19 protein-coding genes are annotated in these 21468 nt (G+C 60.5%); 2 read left to right on the top strand and 17 right to left on the bottom strand.

From position 1 onward, the window contains the following. Positions 1–303: 303 nt before the first annotated feature. Complete coding sequence (locus AD663_RS25735) at positions 304–900, top strand: helix-turn-helix transcriptional regulator (RefSeq protein WP_003186583.1); 597 nt, start codon at positions 304–306, stop codon at positions 898–900. Further along, on the top strand, positions 893–1771 hold the full coding sequence (locus AD663_RS25730; RefSeq protein ID WP_053214761.1) for a queuosine precursor transporter: 879 nt from the start codon (positions 893–895) through the stop codon (positions 1769–1771). The genes AD663_RS25735 and AD663_RS25730 overlap by 8 nt, the downstream gene beginning before the upstream one ends. A 50-nt stretch (positions 1772–1821) precedes the next feature. On the opposite strand, the gene queC is transcribed toward AD663_RS25730, so the two are convergent. From queC to AD663_RS25645, 17 genes are all read right to left on the bottom strand, one after another. After that, complete coding sequence (gene queC, locus AD663_RS25725; RefSeq protein ID WP_033046328.1) at positions 1822–2514, bottom strand: 7-cyano-7-deazaguanine synthase QueC; 693 nt, start codon at positions 2512–2514, stop codon at positions 1822–1824. Between the two features lie 242 nt (positions 2515–2756). After that, a complete protein-coding gene (locus tag AD663_RS25720) occupies positions 2757–6821 on the bottom strand; it encodes a dermonecrotic toxin domain-containing protein (RefSeq protein ID WP_003186579.1) in 4065 nt (1354 codons plus the stop codon). A gap of 319 nt (positions 6822–7140) precedes the next feature. Beyond that, positions 7141–7587, bottom strand: a complete 447-nt coding sequence (locus tag AD663_RS25715) for a hypothetical protein (protein WP_003186578.1) — start codon at positions 7585–7587, stop codon at positions 7141–7143. A 40-nt stretch (positions 7588–7627) separates the two neighbouring features. Further along, positions 7628–8854 carry a beta-ketoacyl-ACP synthase gene (locus AD663_RS25710; RefSeq protein ID WP_003186577.1) on the bottom strand — a complete coding sequence of 409 codons (1227 nt, stop codon included), beginning with the start codon at positions 8852–8854 and terminating at the stop codon, positions 7628–7630. After that, positions 8854–9582 carry a 3-oxoacyl-ACP reductase FabG gene (gene fabG / locus AD663_RS25705; protein WP_003186576.1) on the bottom strand — a complete coding sequence of 243 codons (729 nt, stop codon included), beginning with the start codon at positions 9580–9582 and terminating at the stop codon, positions 8854–8856. The genes AD663_RS25710 and fabG overlap by 1 nt, the downstream gene beginning before the upstream one ends. After that, entirely contained in the window at positions 9575–10045 is a 471-nt protein-coding gene (locus tag AD663_RS25700) for a hotdog family protein (RefSeq protein WP_053214760.1), read from the bottom strand. Before AD663_RS25700 ends, fabG begins: the two co-directional genes overlap by 8 nt. Further along, positions 10042–11238 (bottom strand): beta-ketoacyl-[acyl-carrier-protein] synthase family protein, encoded by a 1197-nt coding sequence (locus tag AD663_RS25695; RefSeq protein ID WP_053214759.1) that lies wholly within the window; start codon positions 11236–11238, stop codon positions 10042–10044. The genes AD663_RS25700 and AD663_RS25695 overlap by 4 nt, the downstream gene beginning before the upstream one ends. Further along, on the bottom strand, positions 11235–11717 hold the full coding sequence (locus AD663_RS25690) for a DUF3261 domain-containing protein (protein ID WP_053214758.1): 483 nt from the start codon (positions 11715–11717) through the stop codon (positions 11235–11237). The genes AD663_RS25695 and AD663_RS25690 overlap by 4 nt, the downstream gene beginning before the upstream one ends. Then, positions 11714–12442: a class I SAM-dependent methyltransferase gene (locus AD663_RS25685; RefSeq protein ID WP_003186572.1), complete on the bottom strand. Its 729-nt coding sequence runs from the start codon at positions 12440–12442 to the stop codon at positions 11714–11716. The genes AD663_RS25690 and AD663_RS25685 overlap by 4 nt, the downstream gene beginning before the upstream one ends. 10 nt (positions 12443–12452) lie before the next feature. Next, positions 12453–13700 (bottom strand): NAD(P)/FAD-dependent oxidoreductase, encoded by a 1248-nt coding sequence (locus tag AD663_RS25680; protein WP_053214757.1) that lies wholly within the window; start codon positions 13698–13700, stop codon positions 12453–12455. Beyond that, positions 13687–14844 (bottom strand): hypothetical protein, encoded by a 1158-nt coding sequence (locus tag AD663_RS25675; protein ID WP_053214756.1) that lies wholly within the window; start codon positions 14842–14844, stop codon positions 13687–13689. Before AD663_RS25675 ends, AD663_RS25680 begins: the two co-directional genes overlap by 14 nt. Further along, positions 14841–17180: an MMPL family transporter gene (locus AD663_RS25670; RefSeq protein WP_053214755.1), complete on the bottom strand. Its 2340-nt coding sequence runs from the start codon at positions 17178–17180 to the stop codon at positions 14841–14843. The genes AD663_RS25675 and AD663_RS25670 overlap by 4 nt, the downstream gene beginning before the upstream one ends. After that, entirely contained in the window at positions 17164–17757 is a 594-nt protein-coding gene (locus tag AD663_RS25665) for an outer membrane lipoprotein carrier protein LolA (protein ID WP_053214754.1), read from the bottom strand. Before AD663_RS25665 ends, AD663_RS25670 begins: the two co-directional genes overlap by 17 nt. Further along, positions 17754–18179 carry a thioesterase family protein gene (locus tag AD663_RS25660; RefSeq protein ID WP_053214753.1) on the bottom strand — a complete coding sequence of 142 codons (426 nt, stop codon included), beginning with the start codon at positions 18177–18179 and terminating at the stop codon, positions 17754–17756. Before AD663_RS25660 ends, AD663_RS25665 begins: the two co-directional genes overlap by 4 nt. Beyond that, on the bottom strand, positions 18172–19716 hold the full coding sequence (gene hutH / locus AD663_RS25655) for a histidine ammonia-lyase (RefSeq protein ID WP_003186566.1): 1545 nt from the start codon (positions 19714–19716) through the stop codon (positions 18172–18174). The genes AD663_RS25660 and hutH overlap by 8 nt, the downstream gene beginning before the upstream one ends. Continuing rightward, positions 19697–20641, bottom strand: coding sequence for a glycosyl transferase (locus AD663_RS25650; RefSeq protein WP_003186565.1), 945 nt, complete (start codon positions 20639–20641; stop codon positions 19697–19699). The genes hutH and AD663_RS25650 overlap by 20 nt, the downstream gene beginning before the upstream one ends. After that, positions 20638–21372, bottom strand: coding sequence for a glycosyltransferase family 2 protein (locus AD663_RS25645; RefSeq protein ID WP_053214752.1), 735 nt, complete (start codon positions 21370–21372; stop codon positions 20638–20640). The genes AD663_RS25650 and AD663_RS25645 overlap by 4 nt, the downstream gene beginning before the upstream one ends. Positions 21373–21468: the final 96 nt, after the last annotated feature.

Genomic DNA, 21468 nt, shown 5'->3' with positions numbered 1-21468 from the left:
TCAGTAATATTTAGCAGAAAAACCTTTGGCACCCATCAAATTATTTAACATCTATGTAAAAAAATGATTCATTTGTATTGAGTCTATGAAGTTCCTTCAGGGTTTTCTTTTTGTGGTGTAAGAAATATCGCTCGATTCGTAGTCGAAGATCTTTGTGTGTAGGAAATACCCTGCATTTCAAATATAAGTATTTTTTCTGAGAGGCAGGGTGTGTAACATGCCCCACCCTATGAAAATCACTTTCGAAGGTGTTTCGTCAAGGTGTTTGATTTGTTGTGATTATAAGGAAGTAGCGAGGCGTAGATGTTTAAAAGAGATCGGACAGAAAAGCTACGGAATAATATTAGATACCTTATAAAAAGCCGTGGGGAAACACAGCTGTCCTTGTGTAATGCGAGCGGTTTGACCAGAACAACTATCTACAACATCCTAGAAGGCCGGGTTGTTAACGTACAGCAGTCCACTATTCGTAAGATATCCGATTTTTTTGGTGTTTCTTATGAAGAAATAGAGACGGTGGATTTTGAAGAGAAGGAGATTATAGAGAGCAGTGTGTCCTTGTATGGAAATATGAACCCTGCTGCGGTGCCGATCATCAAGGAAAGCCAGGTCATTCAGAATATGAATAAGCGAATTGGTGAGCTGATTATCAGTCATTCCTTGACTTATTATTTTGGCACGGCGTGTAATTTGATAGGCGTTTTATTGGAAAACAAAATCAATGGGATGAATGATGCTGGTGATTTACTGATAGTGAAGAAAGGTGCATGGACCAGAGAAAGTGAAAAGCTGGTGTACGATAAAGTAATCGACAGATTTTTCGTCGTTGCTGAGATTTGCGTTGATCCGGATGTAGTTGTTGTGATTGGAGATATAATAGAGGAGCGTTTCAATGGCTGATGGCCCAGGAATGGAGAACAGTAGATATAAGCTGTTGGGCTTTGACAACCATAAAAGCCTCGCGATCATCATGGTGATAGCAACCGGACAAGTCATCAGAATAAAGTTGGAGAATTTATTGCGTAGTGAAGTTGTGGATGATTTAAATAAGTCGGAAATTCGGGAGGTTTATAAGAAATACTATTCGGGCGGAACAGCACTGACTGCTTACGAGGTCAGGGATCGTCATGAACGATCATGGTTGATTTACGTGGTTTTGAATTTGATGCTGTTTGCGATATATATTTTTACTAATATTTCCGCCGCAAAGCTTGTCTATATAGAATATTTCGATGTGGTGGTTACTCCAGGTGTTTTTTTATATCCGTTGACTTTTCTTATGGTGGATATGCTGAATGAGTTTTATGGGTTTAGGCTGGCACGAAAGGCGATACTGTTTGGGTTTGCAAGTAACGCGTTTATTCTTGTTTTATTAAGTGGCAGCAGTTGGCTTCCGGGACTGTCGGGTTGGAAGCTTGACGGTCCCTACAGTGAGGTTGTCTCTCATGTGCTAGCTGTGTTAGTAGCGTCGTCGGTTTCTTTCGTTTTTTCTGAGTATGTGAATTCCTATTTGTTATGTCGAATAAAAGAACTCACAAATTCTAGATATTTATTCTTGCGGGTTTTTCTCAGTACCTTCTTTGCGGTGATAATAGATAGCTATATTTTTTGCTTTATTGCATTTTATGGAAAGATGCCAGTTTCGGAAATCTTAAACATAGTCTATGTTCAAATAGTGATAAAGATGTGTTTTGCTGTTTTTAATGTACTACCCGCCTATGGCGTCAGGGCGTTGTTTAGAAAGTACGTAACCGGTGCCCAGCCTGCATAAGAGCTCAATGGGCTATTGCCTCATAGCCCATTACCCTTCGAGCGTTGGGCCTATAAATCCAGTTTTGTCTTCAGGCTGTTCATGATCTCCACCCGGCTTTCAAGGTAGTGGCTCAGGCCCTTTGCGCGCAGATGACAGGCGGCGCAGTCACCGCAGCCACTGCCCTTGATGCCGTTGTAGCATGTCAGTGTCTGTTGATCGATGAACTCCAACCGCCCGTGATAATCGGCCAGCGCCCAGATTTGGGCTTTGTTCAGCCACATCAAGGGCGTCTCGATGCGCAAGGGATAGTCCATGCCCAGTTCAATGGCGTTGTTCAGCGCCTTCACAGACGCATCGCGGCAATCCGGATAGCCCGAGAAGTCGGTTTCACACACACCGGTGATAAGCGTTTTCGCACCCACCTGATACGCATAAATAGATGCCAGGGTCAAAAACAGAATATTGCGCCCGGGTACGAAAGTGCTAGGCAGGCCATCGCCTTCGTTTGCCGAAGGTACTGGAATGTTATCGCGGGTCAGGCTGCTGATGGCCAGTTCCTTGAGTAGCGTGGTATCCAGTATTTTATGTACGGTCACGCCAAGGGTTTTGCAGAGCCGTTTCGCCACTTCAATTTCTTCACGGTGGCGTTGGCCGTAGTCGAACGTGATGCAATGAACTTCGTCGTACCGGGGCAAGGCGTGAATCAGGCAAGTGGTTGAATCCTGGCCGCCGCTGAAAACGACGACTGCTTTTTTTCTCATTTCATTCATTTTGGACCTGTCCCAATAGGTGTTGAAGAAGTGACCGTAGCTCGAAGCTCAACACCTTGTTGTGGGACGTTTCCGAAATTGCGTACTCCGCTTTCTCTATTTGGTTTTTCGGTGGCAGGTGAAGCGGTTTGAGGATCGCTGCCACGGCTGGCGCCGCATATTCAGAATTATCCGTGTGGGGGGCGGCGCTTGCCGTGGCAATCGGTGCTCACCTCGATCCTTTATTTTTCCACTTAGCCTTCCCAGACCGTCGCAGGTTTATTCGCGTGGTAGTCGTAAAACCCTTGAAGCACCCAAGTATCGCCCTTGCGTTCAAACGCAGCGCGCCATGCGCCTCTGCCGCTGCCGGGGGATAGCTGGGCCATGTCGTACCAGTAATATTTGTTGATGCGTTTTGTCGTGGCCCGGCCGGCTCGGATGTCATCCATGATTTCGGTGATCTTGGCCCTGGCTGCTTCGGGGAAGTTGTCATAAGACATCTGGGTTTCAGCCAGTGTGCTGAGGCTCACCGTGAATTTATCGGTGGCAATCGACGCCTGCGCGGTGGCCGGAGGGGTACTGGTGGTGGGCGACTTGCCGGGAACCTTTTTCGTCCGGACCTGGGTCACGACCTCGATATCGAAGGCGTCGTAGTTCGAGAGGTCTTTCGTGAAGTTGCTAATGTCCTCTCCCGTCACCAGCAGGGTTTTTCGTTGCGACTTGCCCCTGTTGGCAATGACGTAGGGAATCCTGTTACTGCGCAGTTCTGTCAGCAGGCCGGGCTTGTGCCGTTTCTTCATCTCGTCCCTGAAGGCGCTGAGCTTGTTCTTTTTGTATTCCAAGAAGTTTTCGGGCGTCGCTTTGTACTTATTCCTGGCGGCTTCAACTTCGGGCCCCTCCCCCGAATACAGAGCGCCCAGCTCTGCCCAGACTCGCTTCTCCGCTGCTTTGACCACGTCGTTGATGTCGTTCTGGATCTTAGTCATCGCCGCTTTCTTTTTTCCCTGGTCGGGAATGATGGTGATGAATAACGCGCCGGTAAGGTTATCCGGCAACGAGGACATCATCATCTTGAAGTTACCCTCGTTGTCGAAAAGCTCTTTCTTGAGCGGCAGGGTCATGTCGAATATTTTTATTTTCTGGGCGGAAGTAAGCTGGATCCCCCGTACCTGTGAGTCGATGTCTTTGGTGCAGTAATCGATGGCCTGCCAGACGTTGAATTTATAAAGCAATTTTTCGTGGGCGATTTTATGGTGGGCGAGGCCTCGCAGGCGCCTGTTGATTTGACTCAAGAGCGAGCGATAGGTGTCGATGTCGTTGACGCCGAGGTCATTCATGCTCTCGTGCAGGATGCGTTCGGCCAGTTCACCGGGCATCGTATGGATGACACTTCTTGCCGTATTCATCACTTCCCAAGAAGGCCAATGATGATCGACCAGCACGCCTTCCAGCAATGCGTTGTAAGTCCTCTGCTGCGACGTTTCCGGGGTCCGATTCAATAGGCTCTGTACGATTCCGCCACCGAGCAACCGTTGCGGCGCCTCGATCTGCCAGCGACCGTTTTTCCACGTCACGGTCCGCTGGTGGGTACGGTTGTTTGGCGAATAGATAATCCGCTGGCTTTCTTGCACTGCGGTTTTGCAGTAGTCATTTTCCAGCTTCAAGTAACCTTGCCCGTTCGCGTCCCTGAACAGGTTGCGACCTTCGGGAATCAGCCCCTTGCCGTCAAAGCCTCTTAAAAGGAATGGCCCGAGTTCCGGATCAGGCATGCGGAGCAGGGGAGACAGTTGGGGTCGAGTGTCGCCCCGGCGTCGTGCCGCGCGAGCCATGATCAAGTCCTGTCCGGCCTCTACCAGGACTTCACCCAGCCCACTGATGAAATCGCTCGTCCACTGGCTGAAACTGCCGCCCTCGTCTTTTATTGCCGACACCGCGGCGCCACCGGCCATAACGGGCAGTATCGCGCGCCCGAGTACCCCGCCCAGGCGGCCGGCATAAAACATGGCCATCGCGCCCGTCAGCAACGCGACACCATTCCTGCGCCCCTCCTGGGCTGCCGCGCTGTTGCGTTCGGCGTTTGTTACTGTCAGTGCATCAACTGTCTTGAGCGCGTGGCTGATTTGCGTCTCGTGCAGCGTTTTGAGCAGGTTGCCTTTAACCACCGGGGACCCGACTTTCAAGGCGAAATCATCCTGTACCCGGTGTTTTATCCACGAGAGGGTGGGCTGCGTGACTTTCTTGATTTTCTCGTTGAGTGTCAGGTTTTCCGATGCAGGCACCAGGCTGGAAAGCTGATCGGCCTGCTCCATCAAGGGCAATTGCGCAATCAACCAGCGGGTCATTTCCAGCGAAGCCGTGAGCGTCTTTACCAGGGCGGCTTCCAGCTCCCGGTCGCTTCCGGCGTCTATGTCCCTGAACATTTTGCCGTCCGGCGCACCAGGTGTGTACAGCGTCAACGAGGGCCGGCTGGCGAAGGTTTTGACCCCGAAGGCCAGCAGCTCTTTCAACACGCTATCGCCCCATTGAATCTGTCGGACCACCACCTCGTGCCCATTGACCTTGCGGCGATCCTCGGGGGCCGGACTGTCGAGTGCCGAGAGCACCAGGTTCAGCCCGGTGTTGTCCTTGTCTTGCGTAAAGTCGCCTGAGATATGGGCTGCCCATGCCTGCGCACGCATTTGCCTGGCCTTCAGCAGCATCCATTCTGCCTGGCGCTCCCGGGCCGCGACCTGCACTGCGGCCGGTAGCCGGGCGCCGACGTTCGCCCGTTCGATGACTTCGACAATCTGCGCGAAGGACAACGGCCCTTCGACGGTCGTGTGAGCCGCATTGCGTTCGTCCGGCGTCAGGTTGGACATCGCCCACTCGGTCATGGAACGGCGGTCTTCATACATTGCCTGCGCCTTGCCCAGCGCTACCCCGGAGCCAAATGGCGACTCGCCCGTCGGCGCGTTGGGGTCGATGATCTGCTTGCGAATACTCAGCGACACCGAATCAGGATCGACCGGGGCGTATTTATCCTTGATGAAACCGGCGAGCAACGTGCGGGTGCGGTCCGCAATGGCCTCAGGGGTGGCCAGTGTCACCGGGTCCGGCAATGGTGGCGCATCCACCGTGGTGAATTGCAGGTCTTGCACCGCCCGCCACCAGGCCACGCGATCATTGCCAGTGACGTTGGGATTGCCGCGCAGCCAGTCGTCGAGTTTTTTCTGATACAACCGTAACGCGCGCTCGTCCATGGCGCCCGCCAGGTCCAGCCTTTGCCCGACGTCTGCCGCAGTGTCCACCCTGGCGATCCAGGCAGTGATGTCCTCGCCTTCTGCCGGACCGTTCAGCATTGCCTCGGCCACGGCTGTTTTTTGCACTGATCGCAAGTCCATGACCAGGCGGGCGAGGAAGTCTTCGGAAATGGGTGTGAGATTCACCGCGTCCACAGCGCTGTCTTCATCCTCCGCCAGACTGGCCTTGAGTGCCGCCAAGTCTTCGTACACTCGCAGCGGATTACCCGGCCTATATAGCACCGCGCTTCCCGAGTCCTCGACACGGTCATGCCGGGTCAGCGCAACGGCTGCCGGCATCGATACGCTGGCCCACCACCCTTTGGGAGTAATTTCCAGGCTGTACACCCCAGGCCGATCGCTGTCGGGCATCCTCGCGCGAGACGCCGCGTCCAGCCCCGACAGCGCATGGTCCGTCACCGCCTTGTGCATCGGCAGGCTCAGCGTTCCGTCCACCCGATGAAGATCCGCCTGGGCCTTGAGTTGCATGCCCAGTTCAAAAGTCAGCCAATCGTTGATGTTGAGGTTCGGGCTGAAATCGGGCGGCTTGTTCCAGAAATCATCCAGTGCGCCTGTCAGCAGTTGTTCATGCACAACGGGTGAAGTGCTGATGAGTTGTTTGATTGCCGCTTTTGCTTCAAGGCTATTGAGGGCCATCGGCATCTGCGTGGCATCGTCTTTGTTCGTGACGATATTGATATTGGCCAAATCGTCGAAGAGCTCTCGCGCATTCACCTTACCGGCGACCGAGCGCCAGAAAAGTGTGTCGAGGGCGACCGTGTCCATTACCGTTCGCTGCGACGCGGGTCCATCGCCGGTTTGCAGCCGGCAGACGAGTATTTCGTTGAGGGTGAACTGGCCCGATAGGGCGGGGAAAGCTCTCTTGAGCCAGTAATCCAGATGTCGCGTCGCTACCTTCGAGAAGCGTGGGACGGCGTCGTTCAGCCGGATCATTTGCTGCTGCGAGGCCTTCAGCTGATGCATCAGCAGGGCGCTTGGGTCTGTGGCGCTGGCGGCCTGTAGCGGGTTGTCTTGCGGCATGTTCTCTTCCTGAGAAATTGTTTGGAAGAGACAACCTATTGAAAAAAGGCGAAGGCGAGGTGGTACATAGATACCGCACGCAACGGTGCCGGCAAGGGTATGAAAATTCCTTCCGCCAGGACGCTACAGGCCTGCGGAACCACAATTGCTGTGGGCGCGAGCTTGATCGCGATAGCGGTGGTTTGGCTTGCAAGGATGTTGGATGTGACGGCCTCTTCGTGAACAGGCTCGCTCCCACACTGGACTTTCAGCGGACAAGGAATCTGTGTTCGACACAGGTCCCCTGTGGGAACGAGCTTGCTTGCGATAGCGGTCGGGCTTATTGCACCTTCGCCAAGTCCCCTTTCAACGCAACGCCCGCCATGATCGCGCCGGCGTGGCATTCGTAGGTGGTAGGGTCTTTGCGCTCGTTGCTCTTGTAGAAGCTGACGATGTTGGTGACGGCGTTGGCGCCCGCATTCTTGGCGGCCTGGTGCAGGGTGATCAGGGCCGATTGCAGCACCCATTCGCAAGCCACTTCATCGGACTTGTTGAACGCGTTGGTTTTCTTGTTGGTCACGGCACCCGGGCTGATCACGGTGACGGTGCCGGCCGGTTTGTTGCCGGCCAGGTAGAACTTCACGCTGCCGTCGATCTTGCCGGTGCGGATGGCTTCGGCGACGACTTTGTCGAACGGCAGGTACAGGGCGGTATCACGAGCCTGGCTGAGGGTCGGCAGGGTGCTGAGCAACAGGGCGGCGGTTACGGCGATCTTCTTCAACGACATCATGGTCTCCTTGACGAGGGTACGGGGTTTTGAATCCGATTCAGTGCCAGCGGCGGAAAATCAGCGAGGTGTTGACCCCACCAAAGGCGAAGTTGTTGTTCATCACGTATTCGTTGCTCATCGACCTGAATTCATTGCGCAGGTAATCGAGCTTGCCACATTGGGGGTCCACCTCGTCGAGGTTGAAGGTATGCACGTAGAGGTCGCGGTTGAGCATTTCGATGCTGAACCAGGACTCCAACGCCCCGCAGGCACCCAGGGTATGGCCGAGGAAGCTCTTCTGCGAACTGATGGGCATGCGTTCGCCAAACAGGCTGCTGGTGGCCAGGGTTTCGGCAATATCGCCCTGTTCGGTGGCGGTGCCGTGGCCGTTGACGTAGCCGATGGCGGCAGGCTCGAGGCCGGCGTCTTCCAGGGCCAGCTCCATGGCCCGGCGCATGGTGCCCAGTTCTGGCCGGGTGGCGTGCTGGCCATCGGCGTTGCTGCCAAAGCCAACGATTTCGGCATGGATATGCGCGCCACGCGCCAGGGCGTGCTCCAGTTCTTCGAGCACCAGCATGCCGGCGCCTTCACCGATCACCAGGCCATCGCGGTCCTTGTCGTAGGGACGCGGGCTGGTTTGCGGCGCATCGTTTTTCAAGCTGGTGGCGTAGAGCGCATCGAAGACCATCGCTTCGGTCGGGCACAGTTCTTCCGCACCGCCGGCAAGCATCAAAGGCAGGCGGCCGAACTTGATCGCCTCGTAGGCGTAGCCGATGCCATGGCTGCCGCTGGTGCAGGCGCTGGAGGTGGGAATCAGGCGCCCGGTCAGGCCGAAGAAAATGCTGATATTCGCCGCTGTGGTGTGGGGCATCATCCGCACATAAGAGTTGGCGTTCAGCCCTTCGGCCACGCTGTTGAGCAGCATGTTGCCGAAGGCCTTGATCTCGTCGGTGCTGCCGGTGGACGACCCGCAGGACACGCCCATGCGCCCATCCTTGATCGACGCGTCGCCCAGCAGGCCGGCGTCGGCCAGGGCCTGTTCCGCCGCGCCCACCGCCAGGCGCGAGACCCGGCCCATGCTGCGCAGTTGCTTGCGCGTCCAATGGGCCGGGACCAGGAAATCGTCGATAGGCCCCGCCAGGCGGGTGTTCAGCTCGGTAAAGCGGTCCCACTCAGCCATGCGCCGGATACCGCTGCGGTTGGCAGCGAAGTTCGCGGCGATGGTGTCCCAGTCGCTGCCCACCGAGGTGATGCCGGCCATGCCGGTGACGACAACGCGCTTCATCAGCACAAGCCTCCATTGACGGCCAAGACCTGCCGAGTGATGTAGCCAGCTTCGGCGGACATCAGGAAATTCACCGCGCCAGCCACCTCTTCAGGCGTGCCCATGCGCTGGGCGGGGATCATTTTCATCAGTTCTTCCACGGGTACGTTTTCATCGAGCATGGCGGTGTCGATCAGCCCAGGCGCGACGCAATTGACGGTGATCTTGCGCTTGCCCAACTCGATTGCCAATGCCTTGGCCGCGCCGATCAAACCGGCCTTCGAGGCGCTGTAGTTGACCTGGCCGCGGTTGCCGATCAGGCCGGAAACCGAGGTGATGCAAACGATCCGTCCGGCGGCGCGACGACGAATCATCGGCATCATCACCGGGTGCAGCACGTTATAGAAACCGTCGAGGTTGGTGCGCATCACCGTGTCCCAGTCGTCCTCGCTCAAGGCCGGAAAGGCGCCGTCACGAGTCAGGCCGGCGTTGAGCACCACGCCGTAATAGGCGCCATGGGTGTCGACATCGGCTTCGAGAATGGCCTTGCAGGCGGCACGGTCGGCCACATCGAATTGCAGCACCCGGGCGTTGCGGCCCAGGGCCTGGATCTGCGCCTGGACGGCTTCGGCCTCGGCGCGGCCGCTTCGGCAGTGCAACACAATGTCATGCCCGGCCTGCGCCAGGCGCAGGGCGATGGCGCGACCGATGCCACGGCTGGAGCCGGTGACCAGTACGGATTCAGTCATGGCGGGTTTCCTGTTGCGGTTTATCGTTGAGGTATTGGGCGGCCTGGGGTGGGCGGAACACGTTCAGCCGGGCCGTGGCATGGATGCCGGGGGCATTGATGTGGCATTCGAACACGCCCATGCCGTTGTCGTCTTCCAGGGAACGCACGCCGTGGATGGTCAGTTCAGTGCCGACCGGAAAACATTCGACGTTGCATTCGAACTTGCGCGTGCCGAGCAAAAAGCCCAGCTCCACGGCATCACCGCGTTGGCGCGCATGGCAACCGGCAAACGCCGCGACGCTCTGTGCCATCAACTCGATGCCGACCCAGGCCGGCAGCGCGCCGTCCTCACGGTTGAACAAACCACCGGGTTTGACCGTGGCCTGGGTATGGATCTGCTCGTCATCGAACGCCAGGATCCGGTCGATGAGGATCATATCGCCTGCGTGGGGCAGCAGCTCGGCGAGCGGCCAGTCAATCATGGGGCGTCTCCGATTATCAGGCTGACGTTGTTGCCGCCGAAGGCAAACGAGTTGCTCATCAGGCGACGCGGCGATGTCGGGTCCAGGCGGGTTTTGGCCGTTACCCAATCCAATGCCGGCAGCCCAGGATCGGCCTGGCCGTCCCAGACGTGGGGTGGCAGCGCCCGGGCGGGGTTTTCGCAGCTCAGCGCCAGCCAGCAGAACGCGGCTTCCAGCGCCCCGGCTGCGCCGAGGGTATGGCCGGTCATGGGCTTGGTGGATGAACACGGCACACCTGCCGGAAACAGACCGGCCACCGCCTGGCTTTCCATGGCGTCATTGTGTTGCGTGGCGGTGCCGTGCAGGTTCAGGTAGTCGATCTGGCCGGGCGCCAGGCCTGCGCAGTGCAGGGCTTTTTCCATGGCCTGGCGGGCGCCGCGACCACTGGGTTCAGGGGCGGAAATATGGTGGGCGTCGGAACTGGCGCCGTCGCCCAGCAAGGCAATCGGTGTGCCTTCAGAGGGTGTCTTGCTCATGAGAAACAGCACCGCTGCTTCGCCAATATTGATGCCGCTGCGATTCACTGAAAACGGGTTGCAGCGATCGCTCGACACCGCTTCCAGGGCGGAGAAACCGTTGAGCGTCAGCTTGCACAGGCTGTCGACGCCACCGCAGAGCACGGCATCGCACAGACCCAGATCCAGCAGGCGGCGGGCGCTCATCAACGCCCTGGCGCTGGAAGTGCAAGCGGTGGAAATCACGTAGGAGGGGCCGCTCAGGCCGAGCCAATCGGACAGGAAATTGGCCGGTGCGCTGAGTTCCTGCTGCTGGTAGTCGTAGCCGTCGGGGAAACGCTGTTCGCGCAAGTAATGGGCAATGCCATGGCTGGCTTCATCGATGCCCGAAGTGCTGGTGCCCAGTACGATGCCGATGCGGGCACGGCCGTATGCCTGAATGGCCTGATCGATCTCGGCGCGAATCTGCAGCCCTGCTTCCAGCAGCAATTGATTATTGCGGCTGCGCTGCGCCTCCAGTCCTTGCGGGATGCTGGCGAGTTCGCCTGACACCGAGGCCACCGGCAACGTTCGCTCGGCCACCCAGCTGTCTTCGATGCGCACGCCCGAGCAGTCGCCGGCAAACAGGTTGCGCGCAACGGTGCGCTTGTCGCGGCCCAGGGCACAGATCACCCCGAGCGCATTCAGGTAGGCGGTCATGGGGCGCTCTCGGTCAACGATGTGATGCGGTAATGCGGGCCTTCGGGCAGGCTTACTTCGAAGTCCAACGGCCGCTCGTAACGTACCTGCCAACGCGTATCGAGGGTCCGTTGCGAGGCCTGTTGTCGGGCGCTTGGGTAATTGCCCGGCAGTTCGGTTTCGGGGGTCAGGGCAAACAGCAGCGCGGCGAACAGCTCCCGGGCTTCGGCGTTGGGCGGTAACAGGCCGTCGGCCTGCCACTGGCGGTCGACCAGGCGCTGGCGGGCCACGGGAATGCCCAGCGGGTCCATCATCGACCAGCGGATGCTGGCCTCTTCACGCTGGATTACCAGCAACCAGTCCTGGCGCTGGCCGTCGAGTTTTCGTTCGATGTGCAATTGCATGGGCAGCGCCAGGGTCGGTGTGCGCTCGGGCAGTGGCGCCTGGCTGGCGCAGGCGCCAAGCAGCAGCAGGCAGCCGATCAGCAGGCTACGGATCATTCGGCGGCCCCTTCGAGTGGCTTGCGGGCCACCACGTTGACCAGGGTTTCCTCGCGCTCGCCAAACGGTTTGGGCCGGCGCAAGCCAAGGCGTTCCAGCAAGCCGAAATCCTTGGCGCGGCTCCACCACAGGTACGGGTAGGACACGTTGCGCGCCTCGAACTCGAAACCCTCGCTGCGGATCATCTCAAGGTATTGCGCGGCACTTTTTTGTACATGCATGGGGTGGCGGAACAGCCAGCGGATCACCCAGGTGTCGATGTAGGCTTCGGTGGACTCGGCGAACATCAGGTAGCCGCCGGGCTTGAGTACACGGTAGAACTCGGCGAGGGCTTTTTCCTGTTCCACCAGGTGATGGAAAGTCTGATGGCAGAACAGCAGATCGACGCTGGCATCCGGCACGGCCAATTGTGCGCAGTCGCTGCCGATCAGTTCCACCGTGATGCCCTGGCGTGCGGCTTCGCCAGCGCTCAGTTCGAGGCTATGAGGGTCGGCGTCCACCCCGATCAGGCTTTTCGGCGCGAACGCCTGGCGCAGGTATTGGAATGACTTGCCTTGGCCGCAGCCGGCATCCAGCAACACTGGGTTGGCCGGCAGCGGATGGCTGAACAGACTGCGCAGGTCATTGATCGCCACGCGCAGCACATGGTGCTGCCACGTATGGCTGCGCAGGAACCAGAAGCCGAAGCGCGTCTCTTCGACGTAGTTGTCGCTCAGGTAGCTCATCGCAGGGCACTCATGATGCCGGGCTCGCACAGATTTCCGAAAGCATGCGCAGGCGCCGCTTGGGTTCGCTGACGAACGGGTTGCGCTCGTCCCAGGCGTAACCGGCCAGGATCGAACTGATCATGCGGCGGATATCATCCGAACCTTCGGTATAGAAAATCACGTCCTGGAAAGTCCCGGCGTACCAGCCCTCGACATAGCAGCGGAAGGTATCTACGCCGCGCTTGAGGGGGGCGGCGAACTCGCTTTGCCAGTCCACGCTTTCGCCTTGCAACTGACGGTGCAGCACGCCAGCGGCCATGCTTGCCGAGCGCATGGCGATGGTCACGCCGGAGGAAAACACCGGGTCGAGGAACTCCGCGGCATTGCCCAGCAGGGCGAAGCCAGGGCCATGCAGGGTTTTGACATTGGCCGAGTAGCCGCCGATGGTCCGCGCCGGGGTATCCCACACGGCGTTCTTCAACACTTCGGCCAGGCTTGGGGTTTCGTCGATGAAACCACGCAGGCAGGCGTCGAGGTCATCGGTGCGGCCGGCGAAGTGTTCCGCCGCCGCGACCACGCCCACCGAACAGCGTCCGCCGCTGAAGGGAATGGTCCAGAACCACACATCGCGCTTGCTCGGGTGGGTGGTGATGAGGATCTTTTCGCGGTCGAAAGTCGGCGCGTCGATGCGATCCTCGATGTGGGTGAACACCGCCTGGCGCACTGGGAAGTTCGACGGCGCCTCAAGGTCGAGCAGGCGCGGCAGGACCCGGCCATAGCCGCTGGCGTCGAGCACGAAGTCGGCTTCCACGCGGTATTCGCTGCCGTCTTCACGCTGCACGCCCAGTTGCGGCTTGGCGAGGGTGAAATCGGCGCTGGCGATAGCTTCGCCATAACGGATCTCCACGCCTTGCAGCGCGGCCTGGTCGGCCAGCAATTTGTCGAAGTCGGCGCGCTGCACCTGGAAAGTCGTGGGTTTGCCGTGGCTGAAGGTGTCGCCGAAATCAAAGGCGCTGTAGCGCTCGCGCCAGGCGAATGCGGCGCCGTTCTTGCGCTGGAACCCGGCGGCATTCACGGCCTCGAGCATGCCGGCTTCTTCGACGAAGTCCAGGCAATGGGACAACAGGCTTTCGCCGATGGAGAACCGGGGAAAATGCTGGCGCTCGATGACCAACACATCGTGGCCCTTGCGCTTGAGCAACGCGGCGGCGATGGCGCCGGAGGGGCCCGCACCGATGATGACGACCTGGCGACTTTCCATTTCAACGCTTGGCACTTGAGCTCCTGGCCGGGACGGCAATCGAGGGAATACGGTGGAAACCGGCCACGGCCGGTAGCAGTGTTGCGATCAAACCCATCAGCATCAGCATGAAATACAACGCCGGGCTGATGAGCTGTTGTTGCAATAGCAGGTTGAGGAAGACGATTTCACTCAAACCGCGAATATTCAGCAAGACACTTTCACGCCAGCGGCTGGCGCCCGCGAAGGATGCGCCGGCCCAACCCAGCCCCAGCCAGTTGCCGAGCAATTTGCTGGCAATGGGCAACAGCAGCAATGCCGCCAGTTGCACCCCGTTGAAGCTGTTCAGGGCGCTGTGGACGTTGATCTGCACGATGCCGAACGTCAGGATCAGCGGGATCGCCAGGTACGTCTGCAAACCCTGCATCCAGGCGGCGTTGAGCGGCAATTTCAACGGCACTTTGAGCGCGGCCATGCACAACAGGTAGCCGATTCCGACGATCAGTGCGTTGAGCCGGTAATGCTCGGCCACCACCAGCAGGGCAAAAAATACGCCGCTGTGCAGCAATGGCTGGCGCAGGCCAACCAGGCGCAGCAGCAACGGCACGCAGGCGCCGGCCAACGGCAGCAGCAGGCTACTCAGATGGAGGCTGCCCTGGGCCAGGCCGAACAGGCTCCAGCAGGTCAGGTCGATCAGGATCGCCGTTTGCACCAGTCGCCGAGTGGCGGCGGGCGGGTAGTCGATATGGCGCAAGTACAGGTACAGCACCGGTATCGCTGTGATTGCGAACAGCAGGCCCACCGCCAGGGAACTGATCCACGGCTGGGGCGGCAGCAGCCAGAACGCCGTCGCCAGGCCGCAGGCAAATGGAACGATGAAGCTTGGCAGGGCGATCTTCATGCTCTGGCGGTCCAGGCGCAGGTCGATCACGTCGCTGAGGATGTGCCCCAGCAACAGCGCAAATGCGAGGCTGTAGAAATTCTTCAACCACACCGGCGACACCAGTTGCGCACCGCTGAGCTGCCAGCCCGGCTCGATCCAGAAATACATCAGCAGCGGCAGGCCGAACGTCGCCAGTAGCAACTGACTGACAATCGGGATCAGCCCGAAACGGCGACCCACGAATGTTGCCGCCGCGAACAATCCCAAGGCCATGAGCCAGAACACCGGGACCATCATTGCAGAGCCTCCTGCACGACAGGCGCGTGTGCCTGGCGTCCGGCCCACGGCGCCAGCATGAAACTGAAGGCCAGCCCCAGGCTCACCGCCAGGCCGAAGTTGCTCACCGCCGGTGTGCTGGACAGCGCCAGCAGGCCGAACGATAGCCAGGTGGTGACCGCCGCCAGCAGGGTGCCCAGCAGGCTCACGGCGGCGCCGCCGATTTGCTCGCGCATGAGAATGGCGTAATCGACGCCGATGGCCGTTACCAGCAGCAGGCCGAACAGGCTGAACAGCGTCAAGGGCTGGCCCAGCCAGCCAAGGCTCGCCAGGCTGCACAACGCGGCCAGCAGCGGCAGGGCGACAATGCGCAGGGCGGCGCCGACGCCGAACGGCCAGATCAGCACCAGCACAATCAGCACGCAGGAGGCCAGTTTCAGTTCGGCGGCGCTGACCTGGGTAGCTGCGAAGATCCGGTTCAGGTCCCCCAGGCGATCCACCAGTTGCACGCCCGGCAAGTCCACCGCCTGCACCCGCAGCAGCGCGGCATCGTTCAGGCCTTGCAGGCTGATCGTGGCGGCCACGCCTTGTGCGTTCGGTCCGAGCCAGAGCGTGCGGTACGGCTCGGCCAAGGGCCCGGTCAACGCGGCATCGATGTCTTGCACCGGCAACGCCTGCAGTTGCGCCAGCTCCGCTTGCAGCGCGGCGACCGGCACGCCCAGGTCCAACAGCGGTTGCCAGAACGTCGGCAACCGGGCCAGGCCTTCACGCACTTTCTGTTGCTCGGCCGGTGGGCTGACCAATTGGTTCAGCGACAGGTAGCCCTGGAGTCTTTCCAGGCCGATCAACTGGTCGAGCCGTTCATTGAGGGCTGTCTGACGCTCAAGCAGTTGTGCCTGATTGGCGGCGCGGATCAGGAAGAACTGGCTGGTGGGCTGGAATCCGGTGATGCGGGCGATGTCCCGGGCTTCATCGGTCAGGTGCTGGGGCGTGCCGATCCATTGGCGGATATCGTTTTTCGTGGTCAGGTGCCAGAGCCCGCCCGCGCAGAAGGCCAGCAGCAATACCAGCAGCACGGGTGTAGGCAACCGCGTGAGCAGCGCCTCGCGCACCTTGAGCAGGTTTTCACACAGGCGCAGCGGCCACTGGGCCGGACGCAAGTCGGCGCCCTTGAGCAGCGCCGGCAGCAGGCAGACGGCCGTCAGGTAGGCACCGACGAGCCCGGCGGCAGAAAATATCGCGATCTGGGTCAGCGCCGGGAATGGTGTCCAGGCCAGGGCGAGATAGCCGATGCAGGTGGTCGCCAGGCTCAGGCTCAGCCCTGGCAGGGTCAGGCGCAAGGCCGGCCAACTGCGCCACGGCTTGAGGCTCCAACTCTTGGACAGGTAATGCAGGGGGTAATCCACCGCCACGCCGATCAGGCTGGAACCCAGTACCAAGGTCATCACGTGCATGCGGCCAAACAGCGCCACGCACGCCACTGCACCGAACAGCATGCCCACCAACACCGGCACGAACGCCAGCCACACCCGCAGGCGCCGGAAGGCCAGCAACAGCAGCAGCAAGATGCCGACCGTCGCGCCACCGCCGACCCAGGTAATTTCCCGCGAAGCCTGTTGCTGGCCGCTGGCGGCATAGAGCAAGCCACTGGCGGCCAGCAGTTGCCCTTGGGCCTGCTCCGCCTGATCACGGCTGCGTTGCAGCAGCTCGGCCACTTGCAGCGGCAGGTTCATGTCGAACGCGGTGCCCTGGGCGCGGGCGCGCAGCATGACCCAGCTTTTGCCGTCGGCATCGGCTATCAACGCACCGCTGCCCACGTCCAGCTGTATCGCGCCGCGTTGTGGCTGGCTGTTCTGGATACGCCCGGTCAGGCCCAGCCAGTCGTCCTGGTTCGGCACCAGGCTGAAGCCGGTGAACGGATCGAACAGCGCCTGCACCCGTTGCTGGATGAACGCCTGGGGCTGGTCGATCAATTGCTGGCGGTCCGCCGCCGAAAGCATCGCCAGCCGCCCGTTGAGCAGTTGCGTGCGCAGGGCCGGCAAGTCGGCTTGCAATGTCCACTGGACCTTGTCGAACAAACCGCTGGCTTGCCATTGCTCGCCCAGGGTTTGCGCCAGGGCGATGGCTTGTTGGCGGTCCGCATGACCGACCAGCACCAACACCTCGCGATTGAGTGGCTCCTGCATGCGCTGTTCGGCGACGAGCTCCAAGGCATCGGGCGAGGTGCCCGGCACCAGCTCCATGAGGTTGGCCGACAGCGGCGCACCGTTGCGCCATTGCCAGCCGGCGAGCGCCAGCACGGCCAGCAGCAGGATCAGGAACAGCCGGGGCAGCATCCGTTCACTCGGCAAAATCATGTTGCTCCGCTTCGCTCAAGGGTTGCGCGCGGGTAGCGTCTTGCATGCGCAGGACCGTGCTGTCGCCCTGGGTTTCCAGCAGTTCGATGCGTTGCACCAGTTCGCCGCCGTCGATGTTGATCTGGTTGAAGACCTGTTTGAGCAGCACCGAGCGCGGGGTCAGGGTGAGCTTCCACTGCTGCGGCTCGCCCGCCAGGCTCAGTTCGAAGTCCCGCTGCAAGCCACTGCTGTCGCCCTGCAATACGGCCAGGAACAACCGGTTCTGTTCGGCGCCGGCACTCTTGTTCGGCAGCATCTGCCAGGCGCTGCCGTCCCGTCGGGCGATGCCTTGGGCGGTGATGCGATAGTCCTGTTGCAACGGCGTCTGCAACAGCCAGAGCAGGCCGTGGTTTTTCGCCAATACGAAACGGCCCTTGCTGGTCAGGGGCTGGGGCAGGGCGCGCAGGTGTTTTTCCTGGATGAACTGCCCGTGGATCACCTCCGGGCGGGCCAGTTGGTCGCTCAGCTGTTGCAGGTCGAACGCCTGGGCCAAGGGCACCAGGCCGCACAGCAACAGCCAGACACACAGGCGCTTCATGGCAACTTCCTTTCAACGGCTTCGACAAATACCCGCGGCGAGGCCAGCAGCATTTCGCGACTGGCGACGTCCACGGCCACTTGCACTGAACTGGCACGGGTAAGCCGTTCCCCGGTGGCGGCGTCGCTGATCAGGTAGTTGATCTTCAACCGGTTCTCCCATTCCACCAGGCTGGCACGTACGATCAACGCCTGTCCGAACACGGCGCTGCGCACGTAGCGCAGTTGCAGGTCGATCACCGGCCACGCATGGCCGGATTCGAGCATGTCGGTGTAGTTATGGCCGATGTGATCGAGCAAGGCGCAGCGGGCCACTTCCAGGTATTTGACGTAGTGGCCATGCCAGACCACGTTCATCGAATCAACGTCGAAAAACGGCACCACGATCTGCGTCTCGACATGCAACACGCCTTGGCTACGCATGCAGCCTCCAGTGTTGCTCGGCGATGCGTTGCAGGCACAGGCGCAGTTCGCCTTCCAAGGCGCGGTCTTCGATGACCGGCGCGAAGTCCTCGGCCAGTTGCGCGTGCATGGCGGCCAGGGCCGGCGGCAAGGGGCGTGCGTCTTCGGCGCGGCTGCGCAGCCACACGCCCTGGTTGGCGGCCAGCAGCGTGGCGGCGGCGACTTGCTCGGTCAGTTCCAGCACACGGATCGCATCCCGGGCGGCGATGGTGCCCATGCTCACCTTGTCCTGGTTGTGGCACTCGGTGGAGCGCGAGAACACGCTCGCCGGCATGGTGTTTTTCAGCGCTTCGGCGGTCCAGGCGCTGGTGCCGATCTGCACGGCCTTGAAGCCATGGTTGAGCATCGCCCGCTCGGCGCTGGCGCCGGACAGGTTGCTCGGCAGGCCGTGGTTGTAGCGCTCGTCCACCAGCAGCGCGAGCTGCCGGTCCAGCAGGTCGGCGACATTGGCCACCAGGTTTTTCAGGCTGTCCATGGCGAAGGCGATGTGCCCGCCGTAGAAATGCCCGCCGTGCAGCACGCGCTCGGCTTCGGCGTCGATGATCGGGTTGTCATTGGCGCTATTGAGTTCGGTTTCGATGAACGAGCGCAGCCAGTTCAAGCTGTCGGCCAATACGCCAAGCACATGGGGCGCGCAGCGTAGGGAATAGCGATCCTGCAGGCGATGCAGCGGCGCGGTCGGCGCGTCGATGGCCAGGTCCTTGCGCAGCCACGCGGCGACTTGCATCTGCCCCGGGTGCGGCTTGGCGGCGAACAGGCGCTCGTCGAAGTGTTCCGGATTGCCTTGCAGGGCAACGACGTTCAGCGCAGTGATGCGGGTCGCCAGTTGCAGCAGGTAATCGGCCCGGGCGAAGGCCAGGCAAGCCAGGCCGGTCATCACGGCGGTGCCGTTCATCAGCGCCAGGGCTTCCTTGGGCCGCAGCACCAGCGGGGTCCAGCCCAGTTCACGATGCACATCGGCGGCCAAGCGGCGCTCGCCGCGGAACATCACTTCTCGCTCGCCGGACAGCGTGGCGGCGACATAGGACAGCGGCGTCAGATCGCCGCTGGCGCCCACCGAGCCTTCTTCCGGGATCAGCGGCAGGATGTCATGTTCGAGGAAGGCCTGGAGCCGCTCCAGCAATTCCACCCGCACCCCGGACACGCCATGGCACAGCGACTGCAAGCGCGCGGCCAGTACCGCGCGCGTGGCCTGGGCGTCCAGCAGCTTGCCCAGCCCGCAGCCATGGAACGTATACAGATGACGCGGCAAGGCCTCGACGTGGTGCAACGGCACGGCCACTACGCAGGAATCACCGTAGCCGGTGGTCACGCCGTAGATCACGCCTTCCTTGTCCAGCAAGGAGTCGAGGAATTGCGCACCCTTGGCAATGCGTTGGCGGAACGCCGGATCATCCTGCAACTGCGTCGGTGCCTGGCGGTTGGCCAGGGCCAGCACATCTTCGATGTGCAAGGGGCGTTCGCCGAAGGTTACCGGCTCAAGAGTGGGCATCGTCATCGGTCTTCCAGAAAGGGTAAAAGTTGAACCACTGTTGTGGGCCCTGGAGGCAGTACTGCGCCAGGCGTTCGGCATAGCGGCCGGCCCAGTGGGCGATCACTTGTTCGCGGTCGTTGCGTTTCCATGTCACGGCATCGGCGAAGGGCTCGAGGGTGACGCGATAGCGGCCCTCGTGCTTGAGACACATCAGCAGATTGACCGAGCATTTGAGCAGGCCGGCCATCAGCCAGGGGCCTTGGGGGAATGCAGCCGGATGGCCCATGAAATCCACGGTCACGCTGCGCCCGCCGTGCAGCGGCACGCGGTCGCCGGCAATCGCCAGCCACTCGCCGCGCTCCAGGCGTTCGCTCAGTTGCAGCATGATCACCGGGTTCAGCTCGCTGACCTGGATTAGCCGCAGGTGCGTGGCGCCGGCTTCGCCCAGCAAGCGATTGAACTGCTCGGCGTGCTTGGTGTGCACCAGCACGTTCATGGTCACTTTCTCGCCCAACTCTGCCAGCGCCCGACACATTTCCAGGTTACCCAGATGCGCGCCCACCAGCATTTGCCCGCGCGCATCGCGAAGATGATTGCGCAGCAGCGCGGTATCGACGATTTCGATCTGCTCGATGCTCAGCTTGCCGTTCCAGACGTCGAGCTTGTCGAGCAGTGAGTCGGCAAATGCCATGAACTGCCCGAACACCCGCCAGCGGGTCGGGCGCAACTCGGCGCGGCCGCTCCAGTCAGCCAGGCGCTGCTGGTATTGCCAGGCGGCTCGGCGAGCGCTGCGACCAAAAATGAAAAAGTACAGGACGATGCCGTACAGCACCGGGCTCAGCAACCGTCGGCCCAGCACTTTGGCGGCAATTGCCGTGAGTTTCATCAGCCAGAAGCTGCCGCGTTCCTGGCGGTCGGCCCAGTGTTGCTTGTCGGCCTGAAGGCTCATGCTCGCCACCGTCGCCAGAGAATCAGGGGGAAACGCGCCAGCATGCCGAAGAACAACCGGGTGTGCATGCTGGAGATCAGGACGTTGTCGTGGAACAGGCGAAAGTGCGATACGCCGTCCTGGGGGTAGTGGACACGGGTGTGCAGCCAATGCATCGGCTGATTGCGCCAGGCCAGGCGCACGAGGATGTCCGAATCGAAATCCATGCGCTTGCCGATATTGGCCGAGTCGATCAGCGCCAGGGTTGGCGGCAGGGGATAGACCCGAAAGCCGCACATGGAATCGCGAATCTGCAGGGACAGGCTGTTGATCCAGACCATGACGTGGGTCAGGTAGCGTGCGTACAGGCGACCTTTCGGCACGCTGGCGTCGTAGTGGGGATAACCACAGATCACCGCGTCAGGGTGGGCACGGGATTGTTCGATGAAGGCCTTTACGTCGCCAAGGTCGTGCTGGCCGTCGGCGTCCACCTGCAAGGCGTGGCTGAAGCCCAGGCGCGAAGCCTCTCGCAAGCCGGTCATCACTGCGCCACCCTTGCCCTGGTTGACCGCCAGCCGGACCAGGTGAACCCGCTCGCCCTCGGCCAGCCGATCAAGCACGGCGGCGCAGGCCGGGCTGCTGGCATCGTCCACCAGCACGCAGGGCAGGCCATTGGCGAGCAGCGCCTGGACCACAGCCGAGACGGCGGTTTCGTGGTTGTAGACCGGGATGATGGCGCAGGGGTTATGCATGGTTTGCACCTTCCACCGATCTACTTTGCGTCGCTATCCTGTGGCGAGGGAGCTTGCTCCCGCTGGGCTGCGAAGCAGACCCTAGTTCTTGAGAAC

Source organism: Pseudomonas sp. Q12-87 (assembly GCF_001269755.1).
GTDB lineage: Bacteria > Pseudomonadota > Gammaproteobacteria > Pseudomonadales > Pseudomonadaceae > Aquipseudomonas > Aquipseudomonas fluorescens_S.
The sequence above is the reverse complement of the archived record's forward strand: the minus strand, read 5'-3'. Positions and strand labels throughout refer to the sequence as shown.

What these genes read in the sequence shown, in the direction of transcription:
- AD663_RS25735 (WP_003186583.1), top strand. Translation starts at nt 304, where the DNA reads ATGTTTAAAAGAGATCGGACAGAAAAGCTACGGAATAATATTAGATAC.
- AD663_RS25730 (WP_053214761.1), top strand. Translation starts at nt 893, where the DNA reads ATGGCTGATGGCCCAGGAATGGAGAACAGTAGATATAAGCTGTTGGGC.
- queC (WP_033046328.1), bottom strand. Translation starts at nt 2,514, where the DNA reads ATGAGAAAAAAAGCAGTCGTCGTTTTCAGCGGCGGCCAGGATTCAACC.
- AD663_RS25720 (WP_003186579.1), bottom strand. Translation starts at nt 6,821, where the DNA reads ATGCCGCAAGACAACCCGCTACAGGCCGCCAGCGCCACAGACCCAAGC.
- AD663_RS25715 (WP_003186578.1), bottom strand. Translation starts at nt 7,587, where the DNA reads ATGTCGTTGAAGAAGATCGCCGTAACCGCCGCCCTGTTGCTCAGCACC.
- AD663_RS25710 (WP_003186577.1), bottom strand. Translation starts at nt 8,854, where the DNA reads ATGAAGCGCGTTGTCGTCACCGGCATGGCCGGCATCACCTCGGTGGGC.
- fabG (WP_003186576.1), bottom strand. Translation starts at nt 9,582, where the DNA reads ATGACTGAATCCGTACTGGTCACCGGCTCCAGCCGTGGCATCGGTCGC.
- AD663_RS25700 (WP_053214760.1), bottom strand. Translation starts at nt 10,045, where the DNA reads ATGATTGACTGGCCGCTCGCCGAGCTGCTGCCCCACGCAGGCGATATG.
- AD663_RS25695 (WP_053214759.1), bottom strand. Translation starts at nt 11,238, where the DNA reads ATGACCGCCTACCTGAATGCGCTCGGGGTGATCTGTGCCCTGGGCCGC.
- AD663_RS25690 (WP_053214758.1), bottom strand. Translation starts at nt 11,717, where the DNA reads ATGATCCGTAGCCTGCTGATCGGCTGCCTGCTGCTGCTTGGCGCCTGC.
- AD663_RS25685 (WP_003186572.1), bottom strand. Translation starts at nt 12,442, where the DNA reads ATGAGCTACCTGAGCGACAACTACGTCGAAGAGACGCGCTTCGGCTTC.
- AD663_RS25675 (WP_053214756.1), bottom strand. Translation starts at nt 14,844, where the DNA reads ATGATGGTCCCGGTGTTCTGGCTCATGGCCTTGGGATTGTTCGCGGCG.
- AD663_RS25670 (WP_053214755.1), bottom strand. Translation starts at nt 17,180, where the DNA reads ATGATTTTGCCGAGTGAACGGATGCTGCCCCGGCTGTTCCTGATCCTG.
- AD663_RS25665 (WP_053214754.1), bottom strand. Translation starts at nt 17,757, where the DNA reads ATGAAGCGCCTGTGTGTCTGGCTGTTGCTGTGCGGCCTGGTGCCCTTG.
- AD663_RS25660 (WP_053214753.1), bottom strand. Translation starts at nt 18,179, where the DNA reads ATGCGTAGCCAAGGCGTGTTGCATGTCGAGACGCAGATCGTGGTGCCG.
- hutH (WP_003186566.1), bottom strand. Translation starts at nt 19,716, where the DNA reads ATGACGATGCCCACTCTTGAGCCGGTAACCTTCGGCGAACGCCCCTTG.
- AD663_RS25650 (WP_003186565.1), bottom strand. Translation starts at nt 20,641, where the DNA reads ATGAGCCTTCAGGCCGACAAGCAACACTGGGCCGACCGCCAGGAACGC.
- AD663_RS25645 (WP_053214752.1), bottom strand. Translation starts at nt 21,372, where the DNA reads ATGCATAACCCCTGCGCCATCATCCCGGTCTACAACCACGAAACCGCC.